Origin of the sequence: Aquimarina latercula DSM 2041, from assembly GCF_000430645.1 — a bacterium.
Lineage (GTDB): Bacteria > Bacteroidota > Bacteroidia > Flavobacteriales > Flavobacteriaceae > Aquimarina > Aquimarina latercula.
The window spans coordinates 91227-110460 of record NZ_AUMK01000003.1 but is presented as its reverse complement, the minus strand read 5'-3'; the positions used below and the strand labels follow the sequence as shown (position 1 = coordinate 110460).

19 protein-coding genes are annotated in these 19234 nt (G+C 32.6%); 14 read left to right on the top strand and 5 right to left on the bottom strand.

All coding sequences use genetic code 11. The annotated features are described in order from the left end of the window. Positions 1-50 precede the first annotated feature (50 nt). Together fabG and H526_RS0100540 are read right to left on the bottom strand one after the other, a co-directional pair. Positions 51-797 (bottom strand): 3-oxoacyl-[acyl-carrier-protein] reductase, encoded by a 747-nt coding sequence (gene fabG, locus H526_RS0100545; protein ID WP_027391174.1) that lies wholly within the window; start codon positions 795-797, stop codon positions 51-53. Between the two features lie 309 nt (positions 798-1106). Continuing rightward, on the bottom strand, positions 1107-1439 hold the full coding sequence (locus H526_RS0100540; protein ID WP_027391173.1) for a hypothetical protein: 333 nt from the start codon (positions 1437-1439) through the stop codon (positions 1107-1109). A 220-nt stretch (positions 1440-1659) separates the two neighbouring features. Between H526_RS0100540 and H526_RS0100535 the strand changes: the two genes are divergently transcribed. Continuing rightward, entirely contained in the window at positions 1660-2640 is a 981-nt protein-coding gene (locus H526_RS0100535; protein WP_027391172.1) for a Gfo/Idh/MocA family protein, read from the top strand. A gap of 348 nt (positions 2641-2988) precedes the next feature. Here H526_RS0100535 and H526_RS0100530 read toward each other — a convergent pair whose 3' ends face one another. Further along, positions 2989-3828, bottom strand: a complete 840-nt coding sequence (locus H526_RS0100530; protein WP_027391171.1) for a DUF2911 domain-containing protein — start codon at positions 3826-3828, stop codon at positions 2989-2991. A 122-nt stretch (positions 3829-3950) separates the two neighbouring features. Here H526_RS0100530 and H526_RS0100525 point away from each other — a divergent pair, with 122 nt between their 5' ends. The 6 genes from H526_RS0100525 to H526_RS0100500 all read left to right on the top strand — a co-directional run bounded on the left by H526_RS0100525 (position 3951) and on the right by H526_RS0100500 (position 8090). After that, positions 3951-4610 (top strand): MIP/aquaporin family protein, encoded by a 660-nt coding sequence (locus tag H526_RS0100525; RefSeq protein WP_027391170.1) that lies wholly within the window; start codon positions 3951-3953, stop codon positions 4608-4610. A gap of 84 nt (positions 4611-4694) precedes the next feature. Beyond that, positions 4695-5051 carry a hypothetical protein gene (locus H526_RS0100520; protein ID WP_027391169.1) on the top strand — a complete coding sequence of 119 codons (357 nt, stop codon included), beginning with the start codon at positions 4695-4697 and terminating at the stop codon, positions 5049-5051. Positions 5052-5121: 70 nt separating this feature from the next. After that, complete coding sequence (locus H526_RS0100515) at positions 5122-5589, top strand: SRPBCC family protein (protein WP_027391168.1); 468 nt, start codon at positions 5122-5124, stop codon at positions 5587-5589. Between the two features lie 40 nt (positions 5590-5629). Then, a complete protein-coding gene (locus H526_RS0100510; protein ID WP_027391167.1) occupies positions 5630-6328 on the top strand; it encodes an SDR family NAD(P)-dependent oxidoreductase in 699 nt (232 codons plus the stop codon). A gap of 1 nt (position 6329) precedes the next feature. Beyond that, entirely contained in the window at positions 6330-7637 is a 1308-nt protein-coding gene (locus H526_RS0100505) for a cryptochrome/photolyase family protein (RefSeq protein WP_027391166.1), read from the top strand. A gap of 87 nt (positions 7638-7724) precedes the next feature. Further along, the gene (locus H526_RS0100500) at positions 7725-8090 is read left to right on the top strand and encodes a nuclear transport factor 2 family protein (protein WP_027391165.1); all 366 of its coding nucleotides are present in this window, start codon (positions 7725-7727) and stop codon (positions 8088-8090) included. Positions 8091-8155: 65 nt separating this feature from the next. On the opposite strand, the gene H526_RS0100495 is transcribed toward H526_RS0100500, so the two are convergent. Further along, positions 8156-8785, bottom strand: a complete 630-nt coding sequence (locus H526_RS0100495; protein WP_051335909.1) for a porin family protein — start codon at positions 8783-8785, stop codon at positions 8156-8158. A gap of 148 nt (positions 8786-8933) precedes the next feature. Next, positions 8934-9824 carry a LysR family transcriptional regulator gene (locus tag H526_RS0100490; RefSeq protein ID WP_027391163.1) on the bottom strand — a complete coding sequence of 297 codons (891 nt, stop codon included), beginning with the start codon at positions 9822-9824 and terminating at the stop codon, positions 8934-8936. Positions 9825-9907: 83 nt separating this feature from the next. Here H526_RS0100490 and hutH point away from each other — a divergent pair, with 83 nt between their 5' ends. The 7 genes from hutH to H526_RS30485 all read left to right on the top strand — a co-directional run bounded on the left by hutH (position 9908) and on the right by H526_RS30485 (position 19213). After that, positions 9908-11488 carry a histidine ammonia-lyase gene (hutH, locus tag H526_RS0100485; protein ID WP_027391162.1) on the top strand — a complete coding sequence of 527 codons (1581 nt, stop codon included), beginning with the start codon at positions 9908-9910 and terminating at the stop codon, positions 11486-11488. A 2-nt stretch (positions 11489-11490) separates the two neighbouring features. Continuing rightward, positions 11491-12738: an imidazolonepropionase gene (gene hutI / locus H526_RS0100480; RefSeq protein WP_027391161.1), complete on the top strand. Its 1248-nt coding sequence runs from the start codon at positions 11491-11493 to the stop codon at positions 12736-12738. A gap of 59 nt (positions 12739-12797) precedes the next feature. Next, the gene (locus tag H526_RS0100475) at positions 12798-14801 is read left to right on the top strand and encodes a urocanate hydratase (RefSeq protein WP_035084029.1); all 2004 of its coding nucleotides are present in this window, start codon (positions 12798-12800) and stop codon (positions 14799-14801) included. 48 nt (positions 14802-14849) lie between these two features. After that, entirely contained in the window at positions 14850-15803 is a 954-nt protein-coding gene (gene hutG / locus H526_RS0100470; protein ID WP_027391159.1) for a formimidoylglutamase, read from the top strand. A gap of 57 nt (positions 15804-15860) precedes the next feature. Beyond that, a complete protein-coding gene (locus H526_RS0100465; RefSeq protein WP_027391158.1) occupies positions 15861-16490 on the top strand; it encodes a hypothetical protein in 630 nt (209 codons plus the stop codon). 67 nt (positions 16491-16557) lie between these two features. Further along, the gene (locus H526_RS0100460) at positions 16558-17070 is read left to right on the top strand and encodes a hypothetical protein (RefSeq protein WP_027391157.1); all 513 of its coding nucleotides are present in this window, start codon (positions 16558-16560) and stop codon (positions 17068-17070) included. A 253-nt stretch (positions 17071-17323) separates the two neighbouring features. After that, entirely contained in the window at positions 17324-19213 is a 1890-nt protein-coding gene (locus H526_RS30485) for a sensor histidine kinase (RefSeq protein WP_051335908.1), read from the top strand. Positions 19214-19234 lie beyond the last annotated feature (21 nt).

Genomic DNA, 19234 nt, shown 5'->3' with positions numbered 1-19234 from the left:
ATTAAAAAACTATCCAAAAAATCGTAAATCGTAATTTCGGAAAATTCATTTTAGGTAAGCATTCCTCCGTCTACATTAAGAACCTGACCAGTAACATATCCACTTAAATCACTAGCTAAAAACAGACAAGCATTTGCAATATCTTCGGGAGCTCCTCCCCTTTTCAAGGGAATTGCTTTTCTCCATTCATCCACTACCTTCTCATCTAATTTCCCAGTCATTTCAGTTTCGATAAAACCAGGAGCAATGACATTACTTCTAATATTTCTCGAACCAAGTTCTAAGGCAACTGATTTAGAAAAACCAATAATACCAGCTTTAGATGCCGCATAATTAGCTTGACCAGCATTTCCTTTTACCCCAACAACAGAACTCATATTAATGATACTTCCTTTTCGTTGCTTAAGCATTGTTCTCTGAACTGCTTTAGTCATGTTAAAAACACTCTTAAGATTAACCTCGATGACTTTATCAAAATCGTCTTCACTCATTCTCATAAGCAAGTTATCTTTTGTAATACCTGCGTTATTAACCAATATATCTATACTTCCAAAAGTTTCTAAAACATCCTTTACTAAACTTTCAGATTCCTCAAAACTTGCAGCATTACTTTGATATGCTTTTGCTTTAATACCTAAACCGTTTAATTCTTTTTCTAAATCCGTTGCAGCGTCTACAGAAGAACTATATGTAAATGCAACGTTGGCACCTTGTTTTGCAAAAACTTGTGCTATTCCTTTTCCAATACCACGTGTAGCACCCGTGATAATGGCAGTTTTACCTTGTAAGAGATTCATTCGCTCTATAATATTTTTTTGGTATCTCACATCATCTAATAATGATATGAATTATTTTACGTTTTCAAATATAAGAATTACTAGCAGCTCAACAATAATAAAACACTTGATTTATAATTGGTATTATATACAAAAGTTATAAAACAATTGAAGGTAAGTTTGATCCTGTTAACCTTCAATCTTTTAGCAACTAATTTTATCATAATTACTTCAAAAACGCTTTAAATTTTTATATTCCAAAACAAATCTTTAATAAAAAACCTCGATACTACTGATCGAGGCCTTAATAGAATATTATTTTCACTAAGTTTAGTGATGTACTATAGCCTCTGATCTATACGAGGATAGATTTTCTTGAAACTTATGATATTTCTTAATTACTCCAAAAACTTCATCCCCTATTTCTTTAGAGAACTGAACAGAATCCTTTAATAAATCCGAAGCTTTATTAATAGTTTGTGAAAGCTTTCTACCATTATGATCCAATTCTAAAAATTGTTTATGCATATCAGGCGTGCAAGGCTCACATCGATAAGAATGTAAATCAGTAAGCATGGCTGTGAGTTCATCCTTCATACGACTCAAACGAAGCGTATGTGTTTGACGATTAGGTGATTCCCTAAACGTAATTTGGTTATTCATAATGGTTTGGTTTTAAAGTGAGTGTTTTAAATTTACCAATAAAAAATAAGACATCAAAAACTTTAGACCTTATACTTAAGTGTTTTATATTTAATTTAAAGAATTAAATGATTTATAAAAAAATCAGCATTATATTTCAATAAAAATTAATTATTTATAATCATTCGTATATAAAAAAATAGGGAAAATACCCCTAAAAAAATCATAAAACCTATAATTAATGGATAAATACAAAAAATATAATTGGGGAATTATTGGATGCGGTAAAATAGCACATAAGTTTGCAGAAGATTTACTTACCGTGCCTAATGCAAACTTATTCGCTGTAGCTAGTAGAAATCTTAAAAAAGCAAAAGATTTTGGTAATATATATAATGCATTTAGTTGTTATGGCAGTTACACCGAACTTATTTCCAATCCAGAAATTGATATAATCTATATAGCAACTCCTCATGTTTTTCATCATAAAAACACCCTAATGTGTTTAAACGCTAAAAAAGCTGTGTTATGTGAAAAACCTTTTGCTTTAACTTTAGAACAAGTAACAGAAATGATTGCTGTAGCAAGAAATAATAATACATTTCTTATGGAAGCCTTATGGACATACTTCTTACCTCATTATAAATATGTATTAAAAATTGTTACATCTAATGAACTTGGTAAAATAAAAAATTTAAAAGCTGATTTTGGTTTTGCAAGCGAGTTTAATCCGGAAAGTAGAATATTTAAAAAAGAACTTGGAGGAGGAAGTCTATTAGATGTGGGAATCTATCCATTATTCGCAGCATTAAGCTTATTAGGATATCCAGAAAATATTGAAGCAAAAGCTACATTTGGGAAAACCGGTATTGATGAAAACTGTACGATGCAACTCTCCTACCCAAATAATATAGGAGCTTTTTTATATTCTTCTGTTACTGAAAAAACCAATACAGAAGCAGTTATTGAATTAGAAAAAGGAACAATCGCCATACATAGTCGTTTTCATGAACCTTCTTCTATTACAATTACTAAAAATGGAGTTTCTGAATTACATGAATTCCCGGTAACAACTAATGGTTATAATTATGAAGCAATACACGTTCAGGAAATGATAACAGAAGGAAACATAGAAAGTAATATCATGTCTTTTGAAAAAAGCTTAGAGCTAATCAAGCTATTAGATAGTGTTCGAGATAAAATTGGTCTGAACTATACTTAGATAATAATATATTTTACAGTTATCTATTTATTCCAAAAACATTAAGAAAAAATCATTCTGCACAATAACATTTCGCTTAACCCTAACACGAACATGTATAGATGGATTGACTATAATATTAAATCAAAATTTAGAAAGATCAAAAAATAAGCAAAAGTCCGTAAAAAGTGAAAATCCAGTGCGAAGGCCTTGGATAGTAGAATATGAAGAATGTTTGGAAAATCCCCTTATAGACAATAGATGTTGTTCTAATAGTCAACCTAGTTTTTGCGCTGATCGTTAGATATCAACAAAAAAAAGCGCTCTATTATTTAGAGCGCTTTTCGATTTGTGTGAAAAAAAAGAGTGTTATTTAGCTCCCCACTCTGCAAGGGAGTCTTTGTTTAGCTTTACGTAATCAGCATTTTTAGCTTTCTCTGCTAACTCTAACGAAGTTTTTGCTGCTTTTATTGCACCAGCTTTATCTCCGCTTTTAGCAAGAATTAAAGAATGTTGTCTGTGATACCAGAATGCATCTGCTCTACCCGCTACAGCTTTTTCGATATGTGCTTTAGCCTTATCTAAATCTCCAGTTTCTTTATAAAATGTTGCTGCTTGATAGTGATCATTATGAGATGGTCCTGCCATAACTAGTTCTATACTCTCCGCCGCTTTCTTTTTAGAAGGTACTTCTAATTTGATAGCAGCTTCTGTATTTTCCCATAAAATATTGATATGTGCACTATCCATAGTAAAATCACTTAACATAATAGTAAATGTTTCTACATTCATCGGTATTTTTGTAGACTTTACAGTTATTTTAGCAGCAACTTTACTATCATCCCACTCACGTGGAGTACCCCAGTTATTTGCATCGCTATAAAACATAACTTCCCAGTTTTCTTTACCAGGTTTAGTAAAAATAGCATACGTTCCTTTCTTCAATTCAGCGCCTCCTACTTTTACATCATCTCCAAATGTAATTTGAGTATTCTTATTAGCTCCTGTTCTCCATAATTTATCATAAGGAACTAAATTTCCAAAAATAGTACGACCTTTCATGCTTGGACGGGAATATTCGATGGCAACATCCGTTAATCCAACTACTTGTTCTATTTTAGAAAGAGGGCTAGGTTGAGGAACTTTAACCTGTGCATCAACACCTAACGATAGTAATGCCGCTGATACAAATAAGATGATCTTTTTCATTGTGTTTAAATTTAGTATTTAATTAGTTTAATCGAAACGAAATTAATAATTACACATACATTAAAAGTTAACAAAAACTTAAAATAAGTAACCTTATATTTGTCCTCATTTATAATTCTATGATGCGTAAATACATATCCGAAGCAATAGGAACTTTCATAATGGTTTTTTGTGGAACAGGAGCCATGACAATTAACGAGGTTACCGGTGGTGATGTCACTCATGTAGGTATTGCAATTACTTGGGGATTAATTGTGATGGCTATGATTTATGCTTTTGGAGATATCTCTGGAGCACATTTTAATCCTGCAGTAACTATTGCATTTGCATATGCTAAAAAATTCCAATGGAAAGAAGCACCTAAATATATTTTGTCTCAATGTATTGGAGCCATCGCAGCCAGTAGTATTTTACTCTTTTTATTTCCAGAAAGCGAGTTTCTTGGTGGTACACTTCCTTCTTTCGATGCACTTAGAGCATTTGTTCTTGAGATTCTTTTAACCTATTTTTTAATGCTAGTTATCATTAATGTATCTACAGGATCCAAAGAGGTAGGAATGATGGCTGGAATAGCAATTGGAGGCGTTGTTCTTTTAGAAGCTATGTTTGCCGGACCTATGACAAACGCATCAATGAACCCTGCAAGATCTTTGGGACCAGCTCTATTATCTGGGCATTGGGAACATCAATGGCTATATATGATCGCCCCAATAGTAGGAGCTATACTGGCAGTATTAACGTGTAGAGTTATTAAAGCAGACAACTGCTGCAAAGAATGTTAACAATAAATCTTAGGTGCTTAAACTTTCTAAGTTTTTCAAAATTTACTTTATTTAACATATATTTATAGCTTATTAGTATTTTAAATGCAGCTAGACACTACCGATTTTTGTTCTATTGAATTATACGAGAAGTATGTTATTGTTACCGTAAATGAAGGAGTTAATTTAACTTTAGATAGAGCTAACATCATTAGAAAAAAGCTTCAGTCTTATTACAAAAATCAAGAGTTTCTTTTGATTTCGAATAGAAAAAACAATCATGAAGTATCTGGTGAAATATATAAACGAGGCCAATTAGCTAACATGAAGGCGTTAGCGATTGTCTCAAAGAAAAAAACAGAACGTGATAAGGCAATTATCGAACAAAAGTTATTTGACAAATCATTTGCTTTTTTTGAAAATCTGGACGAAGCAAAATCTTGGGCTGAATCTTATTTTTAGTTTTGTTTAACTTTTTTGTTTAAATTTTAAACAAAAATGATTGTACCTTTATACCTAAAAGAGGTATACAATGAAAATATACACGTTAAAGGCTAAACAAAACTTACCTATTACCCTTCAAGAGGCATGGGATTTCTTATCTGATCCAAAAAATTTGAAAACAATCACACCTGATTATATGGGTTTCAAAATATTATCCGGAGCAGAAAAAAAAATGTATGCTGGACAAATTATACAATATATTGTTACTCCTGTTGCAGGAATTAAAACAAAATGGGTTACAGAAATCACCCATTCAGTAGATAAAGAATACTTTGTAGATGAACAGAGATTTGGTCCATACGCACTTTGGCACCATAAACATTTCATCAAAGAAATTCCTGGTGGTGTAGAAATGGAAGATATTATTGATTATAAAGTCCCTTTTGGAATTTTAGGACAATTGGTACATCCATTTATGGTAAAACCAAAATTAAAAGAAATATTTGATTATAGAGAAAAGAAATTAATTGAGCTATTTGGAACTTTTAACGATTAAAAGATAAACATAATAGCTGTAAAATTTAGAAAACAACATAATGAGAAAAAACATTTTACTTATTGGTGGTAGCCATGGAATAGGGTTTGAATTAGCTTTAAAACTTTATAGTAATCATAATGTCTATATAGCTTCACGTACTTCTCAAAGTTTAGGTAATTTAGAAGTTACTCACATTCCATATGATGCTTCTACCGATGAAATTGACACCTCTAAACTACCTGATCAATTAGATGGTTTTGTATACTGTCCCGGAAGTATTAACCTAAAACCATTTACTATGCTAAGCCCTGATTCATTTCATGAGGATATGCAAATCAATTTTATGTTTTTAGTAAAAATCATACATTCCATTCTTCCTCAATTAAAAAAATCAGAACAGGCTAGTTTAATTTTCTTTAGCACTGTTGCCGTTAAAGTAGGAATGCCTTTCCATACAAGTGTAGCAGCCGCTAAAGGTGCTATTGAAGGTTTTGCAAAAGCATTAGCCGCAGAATATGCTCCAAAACTAAGAGTTAATGTTATAGCCCCTTCTTTAACAGATACACCTCTAGCCAAAAGATTATTAGGTAACGAAAAGAAGAAAGACAAAATGGATCAAAGACATCCTCTTAAACGTGTAGGAGAGGCAGAAGATATTGCTAATATTGCTAAATTTTTATTAAGTGATGATAGTAGCTGGATAACAGGACAAGTACTAGGAGTTGATGGTGGAATGTCTACTTTAAACGTAAATTAATATGCCAAAAAAAGTAAACATTTTTTGGTTTAGGAGAGATTTAAGACTAAATGATAATGTAGGTCTTAAAGAAGCATTAAAGGGCAACCTGCCAGTCTTACCTATTTTTATTTTCGATAAAGAAATTCTGAAAAAACTACCAAAAGATGACGCTAGATTATCATTTATACATAGTACATTACAAACTATTTCCAAGAAACTAAAAGATAACTACGATAGTACTATCGCAATGTTCCATGGCAACCCAATAGAAGTATTCGAAAATTTAATCACAGAATATGAGGTAAACAAAGTATATACAAATCATGACTACGAGCCTTATGCTACCGAAAGAGATGAAAAAATAAAAAAATTACTTACTAAAAAAACTATAGCGTTTAAAACCTATAAGGATCAAGTAATTTTTGAGAAAAATGAAATTACAAAAGCTAATGGCTCTCCGTATGTTGTTTATACTCCATATAAAAATAAGTGGAAAGAGAAATTTAATGCTTCTAAATTAGAAGAACATAATTCGATCAAACATCTTAACAATCTTATAAAAGATATAAACTTACCAAACCTTTCTCTATCCGATCTAGGATTTGTGAAGTCCAAAATTAGCGTACCAAAATATGTAGTTTCTTCCAATCTTATCAATCATTATGAGGAGACTCGTAATTTTCCTGCAATAAAAAACGGTACATCTAGATTAGGTCCACATTTACGTTTTGGAACTGTCAGTATCCGTGAAATGATCAAAAAAGCAATCGCTGAAGAAAACGAGGTTTTCTGGTCAGAACTTATATGGCGTGAGTTTTTTATGCAAATCCTATGGCATTTTCCTCACACAAAAAACAAAGCCTTTAGACCTAAATATGATCGAATTGAATGGCGCAATAACGAAACTGAATTTGAAGCTTGGAAAAAAGGAGAAACAGGATATCCATTAGTAGATGCAGGAATGAGAGAATTAAATGAAACTGGATATATGCATAACCGTGTTAGAATGCTAGTTGCCAGTTTTTTATGCAAGCACCTTCTTATAGACTGGAGATGGGGCGAAACGTATTTTGCAGAAAAACTTTTAGATTATGATATGTCCGCTAATGTAGGTAACTGGCAATGGGCGGCTGGTTCTGGAGTAGATGCAGCACCATATTTTCGCATATTTAATCCTACAACTCAGGTAACCAAGTTTGACAAAAAACTGGAATATATCAATACTTGGGTAAAAGATATCAACGAATTAACCTATCCACAACCCATTGTTGATCACAAAATGGCTAGAGAAAGGTGTCTTATAACTTACAAAGAGGCTGTTGCTTAAACCACAAATTATAACATTTATTTAAAAATATGATACGAAGTTTTTTGTAATTTAAAGCCATCATAAACCAATAAACTTCAAAAACCAATGAATACACAAGAAGTAGCTAATCGCTTAGTAGAACTTTGCCGTAAAGGTGAAAACATGCAAGCCTTAAAAGAATTATATGCTGACAACGTAGTTAGTAGAGAAATGCCAGGAGCTCCTAATGCTGTTGTTACTGGAAAAGATGCTGTAACCAAAAAAAGTCAGGATTGGTATGCCACCGTAGAAGAGTTTCACGGAGGTGAAGTATCTGAACCAACAGTCGCAGAAAATCATTTTTCTTGTAAAATGAAAATGGATTGCACTTTTAAAGGTCAAGGACGCATGCAAATAGAAGAACTAGCTATTTATAATGTAAATAATGGAAAAATAATAGAAGAACAGTTCTTTTATTCCATGCCAAGCTAATAAAAGTAAAAGAGATCGAAATGTGTGATACTTTTCGATCTCTTTTTATTCGTATAGCCAAATCATTAAAACTTATACCCAGCAGACACCTGAAAGACGTGATTTCTTTGACTTAATGCATCGTCAAAATCAAAAATATCCGAAATCCCTATATTAAAACGAGATTGAAAAAATAATCCATCCTCAAACTGATAACCAAAACCTATATTAACTCCATAACTTACGGGTGCAATCAGATCTTTTAAATCATCTTCAGTTGTTTCAGAAACACCATTAACAGAACTCTTTTTTAATAACCTCGAAGAGGTTAATATACCTATTTGTGGTCCAACTTCTGCACTAAATCCAGGTGTCAAATAATATTTCGCCATAATAGGTAACGTAACATAATCTAACTTTAACAACCACTCAGTAAACCTTAAATCTGAACTATCTGTAAATCCAGGTTGTACATACGACCCCTGAAACGAATAAAGTAACTCCGGTTGTATTGCAAAATATCTTGTAATTGGTATTTCTCCTACAAGCCCTAAATGAATTGTATTTCTAGGAATAAAATCATCTATCTCTTCTCCTGCTATATACGAAAGATTATAACCTACCTTTATACCAAGTTGAGTACGATCTTGTTGAGCATTTATCTTTTCTGACACTAAAAGGACAAGAAGTATTGGGAATAGTAATTTTTTAATCATCAAATCTATATTTCGGGGTTAATTTTTAAAAAAATAAAAGCGCCAAAAATAAACAAATCATTCTAATTAAAAAAAGTAAAGAATTATCTGATCATTTGACCAATAGGTAACCACAAATTTCCTTACAAAAAAACACTCACATGTATTATCAAATATCGGGATCCAAAAATCTCTTTACCCTTTCTAAAGCAGGATTCCGATTATCTTCTTTCCAAATAACAGATAATGCAGCTTTTTGTGCGATTTTAGGGATTTCTAAAAACTTTACCTCTAGATCAAATCCATGCTGCAAAGATGTTGGAACGATCGCAACTCCCAATCCACTCTCTACCAATTTAAAAATTGTTTGCGCATGAACCGATTTATGAGAAACAATTGGCGTAAAGCCTTTATCCTCGCATATACTCATAATCTTATCGTAATATATAGAACTATAGTCCGAAGAAAATAAGATAAAATGCTCCGAAGAAACTTGTGCAACACTTTTAAAATTCTTTTTATTAAGTCGGTGATCTTTTGGTAAAACTAATGAAAAAGAATCTGTTTGTACAGCTTTAATACTCACTCCATCAGGAACTCTAGCCAACCTAACAAATCCAATATCCAACTCATCACTAACAATTGACTTAACTTGATCATAATTAGACATCTCCTCTAGGCTAAACTGAATTTTCGGATATTCTTTGTCCACTTTCACCAATAGATCCGGTATAACCGTTTGAATGGCAGAACCCAAAAAACCAATCCTTACCTCTCCTTCACTTCCTTTATCAATTAAGGATGTTTGTTTTATTGTAAAATCTATATGATTAAAAATATAAGCAATTTCTTTTTTCAGATACTCTCCCGCAGCAGTTAAACTTACGTTTCTTTTATTTCTTATAAAAAGTTCAGCTCCAATAATACCCTCCATCTGTTTAATCTGCCTACTCAAACCAGGTTGAGAAATAAACAACCTTTCCGCAGCTTTTCTAAAATGTAATTCTTCCGCCACCGCTAAGAAATAAGTAAAATGACGTAATTCCAATTGATAACTCATAGTTATTAATTATTGATAAAATTAGTATTTATAGGTATTAAAAATACATATTATCTTAGTCTATACAAATACTAACAATTATAATGTCTAAAATATCATCACATTTTCAATTCGGAGAAGACTATCTCACCGCAGGTAAAGCTATCAAAATAGCGTCTAAAGAAATTAAAGGAACTATTTCTGAAGATTCCAGAAAAAAAATCAGAAAGAGTCGCCAAGTAGTCGAAAACATTGTAGATAAAGGCAATCCAGTTTATGGAATCAATACAGGTTTTGGTCCATTATGCACAACCATGATTTCAAAAGAAGAAACAAAGATACTTCAATCTAATATATTACAAAGCCACAGTGTTGGTGTTGGTGATCCTATAGATAAGGAAATTGCCAAACTTATGCTGATTCTAAAATTACAATCACTAGCAAAAGGATATTCTGGTATTGCAGAAAGCACTTTGGATCGTATTCTTTGGCATATTGATAATGATGCAATTCCAATTGTTCCTTCTCAAGGTTCTGTTGGTGCATCTGGAGATTTAGCGCCATTATCCCACCTTTTTTTACCTTTAATTGGTTTAGGAAAAGTAATATATAAGGGTGAAGAAATACCTAGTGCTGATTTATTTAAAAAAACTGGCTTAACATCATTAGACTTAGGTCCTAAAGAAGGTTTAGCATTAATAAATGGAACACAATTCATAGCTGCGCACGCTGTGAAAATTATTGAGAAACTGCATAGCTGCCTTTCTCAAGCCGACATTATTGGAGCTATGATGATAGAAGGACTACAAGGCTCTATTAAACCTTTTTATAATGAATTACACAAGCTGCGTCCTTTTAAAGGAAACATTCATGTAGCCTCTAGAGTAAAATCCTTATTAAAAGGTTCTGAGATCATGGAAGATCATATTGATTGTGATAGAGTTCAAGATCCATATTCATTGCGATGTATTCCTCAGGTTCACGGAGCATCCAGAAATGCATGGCTGCATCTTAAAGAATTATTAGAAGTAGAATTAAACTCTGTAACGGATAATCCTATTATTATTGACGAAGAACTTACTATCAGCGGCGGAAGCTTTCATGGACAACCACTAGCAATGGCTATAGACTACGCTTGTCTTGCCGCTTCTGAAATTGGAAACATTTCGGACCGACGAATATATCTTGCTCTAGAAGGTAATTCTCCAGGAGTTCCTAAATTATTGATGAAAGATACTGGAATTAACTCTGGATATATGATCTTACAATATACAACGGCAGCATTAGCTAGCGAAAACAAAGGTTTGTGTTTCCCTTCTAGCGCGGATAGCATCCCTACTTCACTTGGACAAGAAGATCACGTAAGCATGGGATCTATTGGTGGTAGAAAAGCTTTAAAAGTACTAGAAAACATAGAGAAGATATTAGCGATAGAACTTCTAACAGCGGCTCAAGCTTTTGAATTTAGAAAACCAATGAAATCTGGTGTAATTTTAGATGAAATTCACAAAATGATACGTAAAAAAGTCTCTTTTGCAGAAAAAGATCGTGTTTTTTCGGATGACATAGATAAAGGTATTGAAATAATAAAAAACAAGAGCATCATTAAAGTTTCTAATAATGTATTAAAAGACAATAACTTATCCTTAGAAACAGAGTTTTCCTCTCAATTTGAAATATATTAATTATGGAAAAGTACAAACTTATTGGCCCTATTAAACAATTGCTATCCATGGATGGATTACCCTTAAAAGGAGCCTTGAAAGACGAAGAGCTTCCAATAATTGAAAATGCAGGTATTCTTACAATAGGAGAACGCATTCACACCATAGGAAACTATAATGAAATGCAACAAATAGCAAAAAGTCTTGATGCAAAGGTTATACAACTGCAATCTGATTATGTCTGTCTACCTGGTTTTATAGATGCCCATACACATATTTGCTTTTCTGGTTCTAGAGCTAATGATTATGCCATGCGAAACTCAGGAAAATCTTATCTCGAAATTGCAAAAGCAGGAGGTGGAATCTGGGATACAGTAACCAATACTAGAACTGCTAGTCAGGAAGAATTATGTCATTCTGTAATAAAAAGAGCTAATCACCTTCTTAAGAATGGTATCACTACTGTCGAAGTAAAAAGTGGCTATGGTCTTTCTATACAAGAAGAACTAAAGATGTTGCGCGCAATAAAAGGAGCTAATGAAAATTTAGAATCAGATCTAATACCTACTTGCTTAGCAGCACATATGCTTCCAAAAGATTATAACGGCACTCATGAAGAATATCTAAACGATATAACTACAAACTTGTTCCCAAATCTTATAACGGAAAAACTTACAAATAGAATTGATGCATTTGTAGAGCAAAGTGCTTTTTCTAAAGAAAACATCAAACCTTATCTTAATAAAGCTATTGAAATGGGATTTGATATCACCGTTCATGCAGATCAATTTACTACTAGTGGAAGTGAAATCGCGGTAGAAATAAATGCGGTAAGTGCAGATCATCTAGAAGCAAGCACAGATATAGAAATTAAAATGTTAGCAGAAAGCGATGTTGTTTCAGTTGCATTACCAGGAGCTTCTATCGGATTAGGTTGTAATTTTACACCAGCTAGAAAAATTCTTGATGCAGGAGGAGCTTTAGCAATTGCAAGCGACTGGAATCCCGGTTCTGCACCGATGGGAGATTTACTTACCCAGGCTTGTATTTTAGGAACATTCGAAAAACTAAGTAATACAGAGGTATTAGCCGGAATTACAACAAGAGCTGCTGCTGCTTTAAAATTAGATGATCGTGGAAAATTAGCTCCTAAAATGATAGCAGACTTCTGTTTCTTTTCAACTGATAATTACAATGAAATATTATATCATCAAGGTAAACTAACTCCAAATCAAGTATGGAAACGAGGAGATCTAGTATATTCTAAATAATATAACGATAAAAAGACTTCAACAATGATCTATATGATCAACAATTACATCAAATACTTATGACTACTTTCAAAGAACAAATTTTAACTGGTATCCCTGATACATTACCTCCTAAAAAAGAACTTAGTACAAAAATAAGTAGAGCTCCTAAACGAAAACAAATATTGACAATTGATGAAAAAAAACTAGCACTTAAAAATGCTCTGAGATATTTCAAACCGGATTGGCATCAAGAACTTGCCGAGGAATTCCTTGAAGAGTTAAATGAATACGGACGTATTTATATGTATCGTTTTATGCCAGATTATGAAATGTGTGCTAGATCTATATATGAGTATCCATCAATTACCGCACAGGCCGCAGGAATCATGTTAATGATACAAAACAATTTAGATCCTGCTGTTGCTCAACATCCGTACGAATTAATTACTTATGGAGGAAACGGAGGCGTTTTTCAAAATTGGGCACAGTATCTGCTTACGATGTATTACCTAGCCACCATGACCGAAGAACAGACTTTACACATATACTCAGGTCACCCTATGGGACTATTTCCTTCTTCTAAAGAAGCTCCGAGAGTTGTTGTTACAAATGGAATGATGATTCCAAATTATTCCAAACCAGATGATTGGGAGAAATTCAACGCATTAGGAGTTACCCAATATGGACAAATGACTGCTGGAAGTTATATGTATATTGGGCCACAAGGAATCGTACACGGAACTACTATTACCGTAATGAATGCATTCAGAAAAACCTTAACTCCTGGCGAAAAAACTGCTGGTAAGATTTTCTTAACCGCTGGTTTAGGCGGAATGAGCGGTGCCCAGCCTAAAGCTGGAAACATTGCTAAATGTATTACCGTATGCGCTGAAGTAAATCCCGATGCAGCCGAAAAACGCCATGAACAAGGTTGGGTAGATGAAATTGTAGATAATTTAGATGATTTAGTAAGAAGAGTTCAAACAGCGATTAAAAATACAGAAGTGGTATCAATTGCGTATAAAGGAAATATCGTTGATGTATGGGAACGTTTTTATGATGAAAACATATATATACATCTAGGATCAGATCAGACATCACTACACAATCCTTGGTCTGGAGGGTACTATCCTGTAGATATGACTTATTCGGAATCCAATGAAATGATTGCAAATGACCCAATCCAATTTAAAACTAAAGTACAAGAATCATTAAGAAGACATGCAGATGCAATAAATAAGCATACAGCGAAAGGAACCTACTTTTTTGATTACGGAAATGCATTTCTATTAGAAGCTTCTCGTGCTGGAGCGGATGTAATGGACACAAACAAGATAGATTTTAAATACCCTTCATACGTGCAAGATATCCTAGGACCTATGTGTTTTGATTACGGTTTTGGTCCATTTAGATGGGTGTGTACCTCGGGAAACCTTAATGATTTAGATACAACTGACAACATTGCAATACAGGTAATGCAAGAGATTAAGAAAAATGCTCCAGAAGAAATCCAACAACAGATGCAAGACAATATCACTTGGATTCAAGAAGCAAAAGAAAATAAGCTTGTTGTAGGCTCCAAAGCAAGAATTCTATATGCTGATGCCGAAGGAAGATCAAAGATCGCTGAAGCGTTCAATAAAGCTATTAAATCAAATCAAATATCGGCGCCTGTAGTATTAGGTAGAGATCATCACGACGTAAGCGGTACAGATTCTCCATATAGAGAGACTAGTAATATTTATGATGGAAGCAAATTTACTGCTGATATGGCGATTCATAATGTAATTGGAGATAGTTTTAGAGGAGCTACTTGGGTATCCATTCATAACGGAGGTGGCGTTGGATGGGGAGAAGTTATCAACGGAGGATTTGGTTTACTATTAGATGGATCTGATGAAGCGTCCAAAAGATTAAAAAACATGTTGTTTTATGATGTGAATAATGGTATTTCTAGGAGAAGTTGGGCAAGAAATGAAGAGGCTATTTTTGCGATAAAAAGAGAAATGAAACGTACACCTTCACTTAAAGTAACCATCCCTAATATCCTAGAGAAAAGAATTTTAGATAAATTATTTTAACAACCATCACATCTGTACAATATTTTACACACAAGCATTATTCTACCAATGAACAACTATAAAAAAACAAATCCCGCTATTTGGTCAGGACGGACATCTAATGATCAATTATATCTTCACGAGAAAATAACTTGTATTGACATAGAAAATGATGAACTTCCTAAAAATAAGCAAACAAGCTTTACAATTCTAGGATACGCTTGCGAAGAAGGAGTCAAAAGAAATTTAGGTAGAATTGGCACAGAGTCCGCACCTGATCAAATAAGGAAAATGATAGGGTCTTTATCAAATCATTTCGATAAAACTGTTAAAATAATAGACGTAGGCAACATTTATTGCATAGGAAATGACTTAGAAGAAGCTCAAACTATTACTTCAAATAAGGTGTTTCAAATTCTTGAAAAGCAATATTTTAGTATTATTTTAGGAGGTGGTCATGATCTTGCACACGCACACTATAATGGAATTAAAAAACACCAACCAGACGCCAGAATTGGAATTATAAATTTAGACGCTCATTTTGACTTGAGATCAGTAAATGGCCAAGGAAATTCTGGTACTCCATTTTATCAAATCTCTAAAGAGAATGATCGTTTCAAATACCTGTGCTTAGGAATTCAAGAAGAATCCAATAACAAAGAATTATTCCAAACTGCTCAAAAACTGGGAGTAGAATATATCAAGAATACAGATTTCAATATTACAAACAAAAACAATATTGAAGTAGTAATTAATAATTTTATAAACGATGTTGACTTGGTTTATTTAACCATTGATTTAGATGGTTTTTCATCTTCTGTTGCTCCTGGTGTTAGCGCCCCTTCTCCATTTGGTTTTTCTATCGACATTGCCTTATTTGCTATTGAACAAATTTGCAATAGTAAAAAATTAGTTAGTGCGGATATTGTAGAGCTTAATCCTAAATATGATTTAGATAATATCACAGCTAAATTAGCTGCTAGATTAGTTTATTATATGATGAAGTTTATTTCCTCTTCTTAATTATAATATCTGTTCCTACATTTAGCTATATTTACCATAGAACTTCTTATAAGCCCTATGGAACAAACTGTGATAATTCTCATTTACATTCATGCATTATTTGGTGGTATTGGATTATTATCAGGCCTTATCAGTATTATAGGTAAAAAAGGTAGGTTTTACCACAAAAAAGCCGGAATAGTATTCTCTATCGCTATGTTTATTAGTGCTCTAATTGCTATCCCTATCACCCTTCTCCCTAATCATAAAAATTTACTACTACACTTACTCTCTATATTCACAATATACCTTGTAATTTCTGGAAATAGAGTACTCAGGTTTAAAAAACAATATGTTTTACAAAAAGTGGACATCATTATTAGCTCTGTAATGGGATTAATATTTTTAGGAATGATTAGTACAGGCATCTATTATCACTTGCAAGAGATCCCTAAAAGCATTTTATTTTTCTTTTTCGGAGGGTTTGGTGTCATGGCCACGATTAGAGATGTTAAGCTCTATAAAACCTTTAAAACGAATCCTAAGGCTTATTTATCTAATCATATTGGTAAAATGTCCGGAGCATACGGAGCAGCAATAACTGCATTTTTACTAGCTGCATTGGATTCAAGCACCTTATGGGTTTGGTTAACCCCTTCTATTGTTACATTAATATTTGTTACTTTTTGGAGACGAAAAATATCTTAACAACAGGTTCTTACCTTCCTTGTAACATTATTTTTAGTACATCGTCTGATAATTAAACTCATACATCATGTATTTTCAAAAAATAACTGAACGTACGCTGCGATACTTCGTAGCATTTTTCATATTTGTTTACGGTGCTGCCAAACCACTTCAATTTAAAAATAATAATGGTTTTCCAGATAAATTAGTAAGTGAGTTAACTGGGATGGAACTTATGTGGTCTTTTTTTGGACACACACAAGCAATACCCATAATTATTGGAGTATTGCAAGTTACAGGAGCATTACTACTTTTATCTAAGCGTACTAAAATTATTGGCACATTCCTTTTATTGCCAATCATGGCCAATATTGTACTATTTGATGTATTCTACCAAGTTAACGCAGGAGCTACTATTAACGCTATCGTCTTTCTTGTTATTCTTATAATTCTTCTATTTTTCGAACAAAAGAAAATGATTAAAATCTTTAAAACAATTACTTTAAAATCACCAAAAGATGACAACAGAACTTCATTGTTTATTATAAGTGCTGCTCTAGCCGCCTTACTATTTTTTGGATACACGTATCTACAGCGATAAATATTATGTTTTTAAAACTTAAACAGTAAAAACGTATTCATTTTATTACACAAATAATTAACTAAGAAACTTACTTATAGGAAAACTTGTATTTCATTGCATTCAAAATATAATTACTTTCGTATCTTCGGGATATATGTATATATCTAAATTCCCCATTTAGATTTGCGCACACAGATTACCTCTCGGGCTTTTTTAATATAAATTACAATCACTTTATTTATTCTTAAATAAAGATGGTTCAGAATGTTTTATGGAAGAAGTAAATTTTTATCAAATATCAGTTTTCTTGCTACAAGGGTTTGTAGTATCCTTTTTGGTATTAACGTTATTTCATTTTCGAAAAGTAACAGGTAACGGACTGTTATTTACAGCCTTAGGAATGTTTCAATTCATACAGGTATTCACAGCAACAACAATGTATTTTGAAATATATAATGGAATTACGGTATCTCCAGGATCCTCCGTTCTTTTTTCCGTAACACTGTTTACCGTATTAATTTTCTACATTAAAGAAGATGCTTTATTAACAAGAAAGCTAATATACGCACTCGTTATTGCTAACTTGATGATAGTAATCTTATTACTCCTTTTCGGTATTAACTTAAAAGATTCTAGTATTCATCAGGTTTCATTTACTATGTTATCTGATTTTTTTAACACCAATATATTTCTTCTAATTTATGGTACTATTCTTTTATTCCTTGATTCTATTCTTATAATTTTTGTCTTTGAGTATATTTCTAAACATATACAATCTCTTTTTCTAAGAATACTTTTCACGATGCTTTTGATCCTTTCATTTGATGCTTTGATGTTTAGTATTGTAGGGTTTTGGGGACCTATGGATGTAACAAATTTTCTAATTTCTGGACTATCTTCTAAAATAGTTATGAGTATTTATTATGGTATTTTATTTACCATATACATTAAATACTTTCAAAAAGAAATCTCCGAAAACAGCTATTCTACTTTTAAGGATGTTTATCACTCACTAACCTATCGTCAAAAATTTGAAGAAGCAGAAAAGGTAATTCAGCTAAGCGAAAACAGATATAGAACATTAACCGATATTTCTCCTGTAGGCATTTTTATGACTAAAGCCAATGGAAAAACTACCTTTGTTAACGAAAAATGGTGCGAAATTTCCGGTTTAGCCCAACAAGAAGCAATGAACGATGGATGGCTAAAAGCAGTACATCCAGAGGATAGAAAGAAATTAAAATCTGACTGGTATAATAATACAAAAAGACGAGAATCTTCACATGCTGAATATAGATTTATTAGACCAGATGGAACTACTATTTGGGTATTAGGCCAAGCTATTCCTGAGTATAATGAACGAAAAGAAATTATTGGTTATGTAGGGACTGCAACAGATATCACTGAATTAAAACTTTATGAAATAGAACTAAATAAAATGAAAGATAAAGCTGAAGAAAGTGATCGTTTAAAGTCTGCTTTCTTAGCAAACATGAGTCATGAAATACGAACTCCTATGAATGGGATATTAGGTTTTGCCGAATTACTTAAAGAACCTGTACTTACCGGAGACGAACAACAACTATACATTAGTCTTATAGAAGAAAGTGGCACTCGAATGCTCAATATTATAAGAGATATAATTGATATTTCGAAGATTGAATCTGGACAAGTGAAGGTGTTTACATCAGATATAGACATCAATGAACAAGTAACTTATTTATATCAGTTTTTTAAACCAGAAGCAGACAGAAAGGGTTTGCTATTAAGCTTTAACAATGGTTTACCGGACCAAGAAGCAATTATTAAAACAGATAAAGAAAAATTTAACGCTATACTAACCAACTTAGTTAAAAACGCTCTTAAATATACTCCTGAAGGCTCTATTTCTTTTGGTTATAAAGTGGAAGATGAATTTTTACAATTTTACGTAAAAGATACCGGTATGGGAATTGCAAAAAATCGACAAAAAGCAATTTTCGAACGCTTCGTACAAGCAGATATCGAAAATAATTATGCCATAGAAGGGGCTGGTATTGGATTATCTATCGCTAAAGCCTACAGTGAAATGCTTGGCGGAAAAATCTGGTTAGAAAGCAAAAAAGACTTAGGTTCTGTGTTTTATTTTACAATCCCATATACCAAATCAAAAAAAGAATAGACTTAAAAGGACACCAAACCT

Excerpts from the sequence above, each read along its gene's own strand:
- H526_RS0100515 (WP_027391168.1), top strand. The coding sequence starts at position 5,122 with ATGAAAATATACACGTTAAAGGCTAAACAAAACTTACCTATTACCCTT.
- H526_RS0100535 (WP_027391172.1), top strand. The coding sequence starts at position 1,660 with ATGGATAAATACAAAAAATATAATTGGGGAATTATTGGATGCGGTAAA.
- H526_RS0100505 (WP_027391166.1), top strand. The coding sequence starts at position 6,330 with ATGCCAAAAAAAGTAAACATTTTTTGGTTTAGGAGAGATTTAAGACTA.
- hutH (WP_027391162.1), top strand. The coding sequence starts at position 9,908 with ATGTCTAAAATATCATCACATTTTCAATTCGGAGAAGACTATCTCACC.
- H526_RS0100540 (WP_027391173.1), bottom strand. The coding sequence starts at position 1,439 with ATGAATAACCAAATTACGTTTAGGGAATCACCTAATCGTCAAACACAT.
- H526_RS0100510 (WP_027391167.1), top strand. The coding sequence starts at position 5,630 with ATGAGAAAAAACATTTTACTTATTGGTGGTAGCCATGGAATAGGGTTT.
- H526_RS0100475 (WP_035084029.1), top strand. The coding sequence starts at position 12,798 with ATGACTACTTTCAAAGAACAAATTTTAACTGGTATCCCTGATACATTA.
- hutI (WP_027391161.1), top strand. The coding sequence starts at position 11,491 with ATGGAAAAGTACAAACTTATTGGCCCTATTAAACAATTGCTATCCATG.
- fabG (WP_027391174.1), bottom strand. The coding sequence starts at position 797 with ATGAATCTCTTACAAGGTAAAACTGCCATTATCACGGGTGCTACACGT.
- H526_RS0100495 (WP_051335909.1), bottom strand. The coding sequence starts at position 8,785 with ATGATTAAAAAATTACTATTCCCAATACTTCTTGTCCTTTTAGTGTCA.
- H526_RS30485 (WP_051335908.1), top strand. The coding sequence starts at position 17,324 with ATGGAAGAAGTAAATTTTTATCAAATATCAGTTTTCTTGCTACAAGGG.
- H526_RS0100525 (WP_027391170.1), top strand. The coding sequence starts at position 3,951 with ATGCGTAAATACATATCCGAAGCAATAGGAACTTTCATAATGGTTTTT.
- H526_RS0100465 (WP_027391158.1), top strand. The coding sequence starts at position 15,861 with ATGGAACAAACTGTGATAATTCTCATTTACATTCATGCATTATTTGGT.
- H526_RS0100530 (WP_027391171.1), bottom strand. The coding sequence starts at position 3,828 with ATGAAAAAGATCATCTTATTTGTATCAGCGGCATTACTATCGTTAGGT.
- H526_RS0100500 (WP_027391165.1), top strand. The coding sequence starts at position 7,725 with ATGAATACACAAGAAGTAGCTAATCGCTTAGTAGAACTTTGCCGTAAA.
- H526_RS0100490 (WP_027391163.1), bottom strand. The coding sequence starts at position 9,824 with ATGAGTTATCAATTGGAATTACGTCATTTTACTTATTTCTTAGCGGTG.
- H526_RS0100460 (WP_027391157.1), top strand. The coding sequence starts at position 16,558 with ATGTATTTTCAAAAAATAACTGAACGTACGCTGCGATACTTCGTAGCA.
- H526_RS0100520 (WP_027391169.1), top strand. The coding sequence starts at position 4,695 with ATGCAGCTAGACACTACCGATTTTTGTTCTATTGAATTATACGAGAAG.
- hutG (WP_027391159.1), top strand. The coding sequence starts at position 14,850 with ATGAACAACTATAAAAAAACAAATCCCGCTATTTGGTCAGGACGGACA.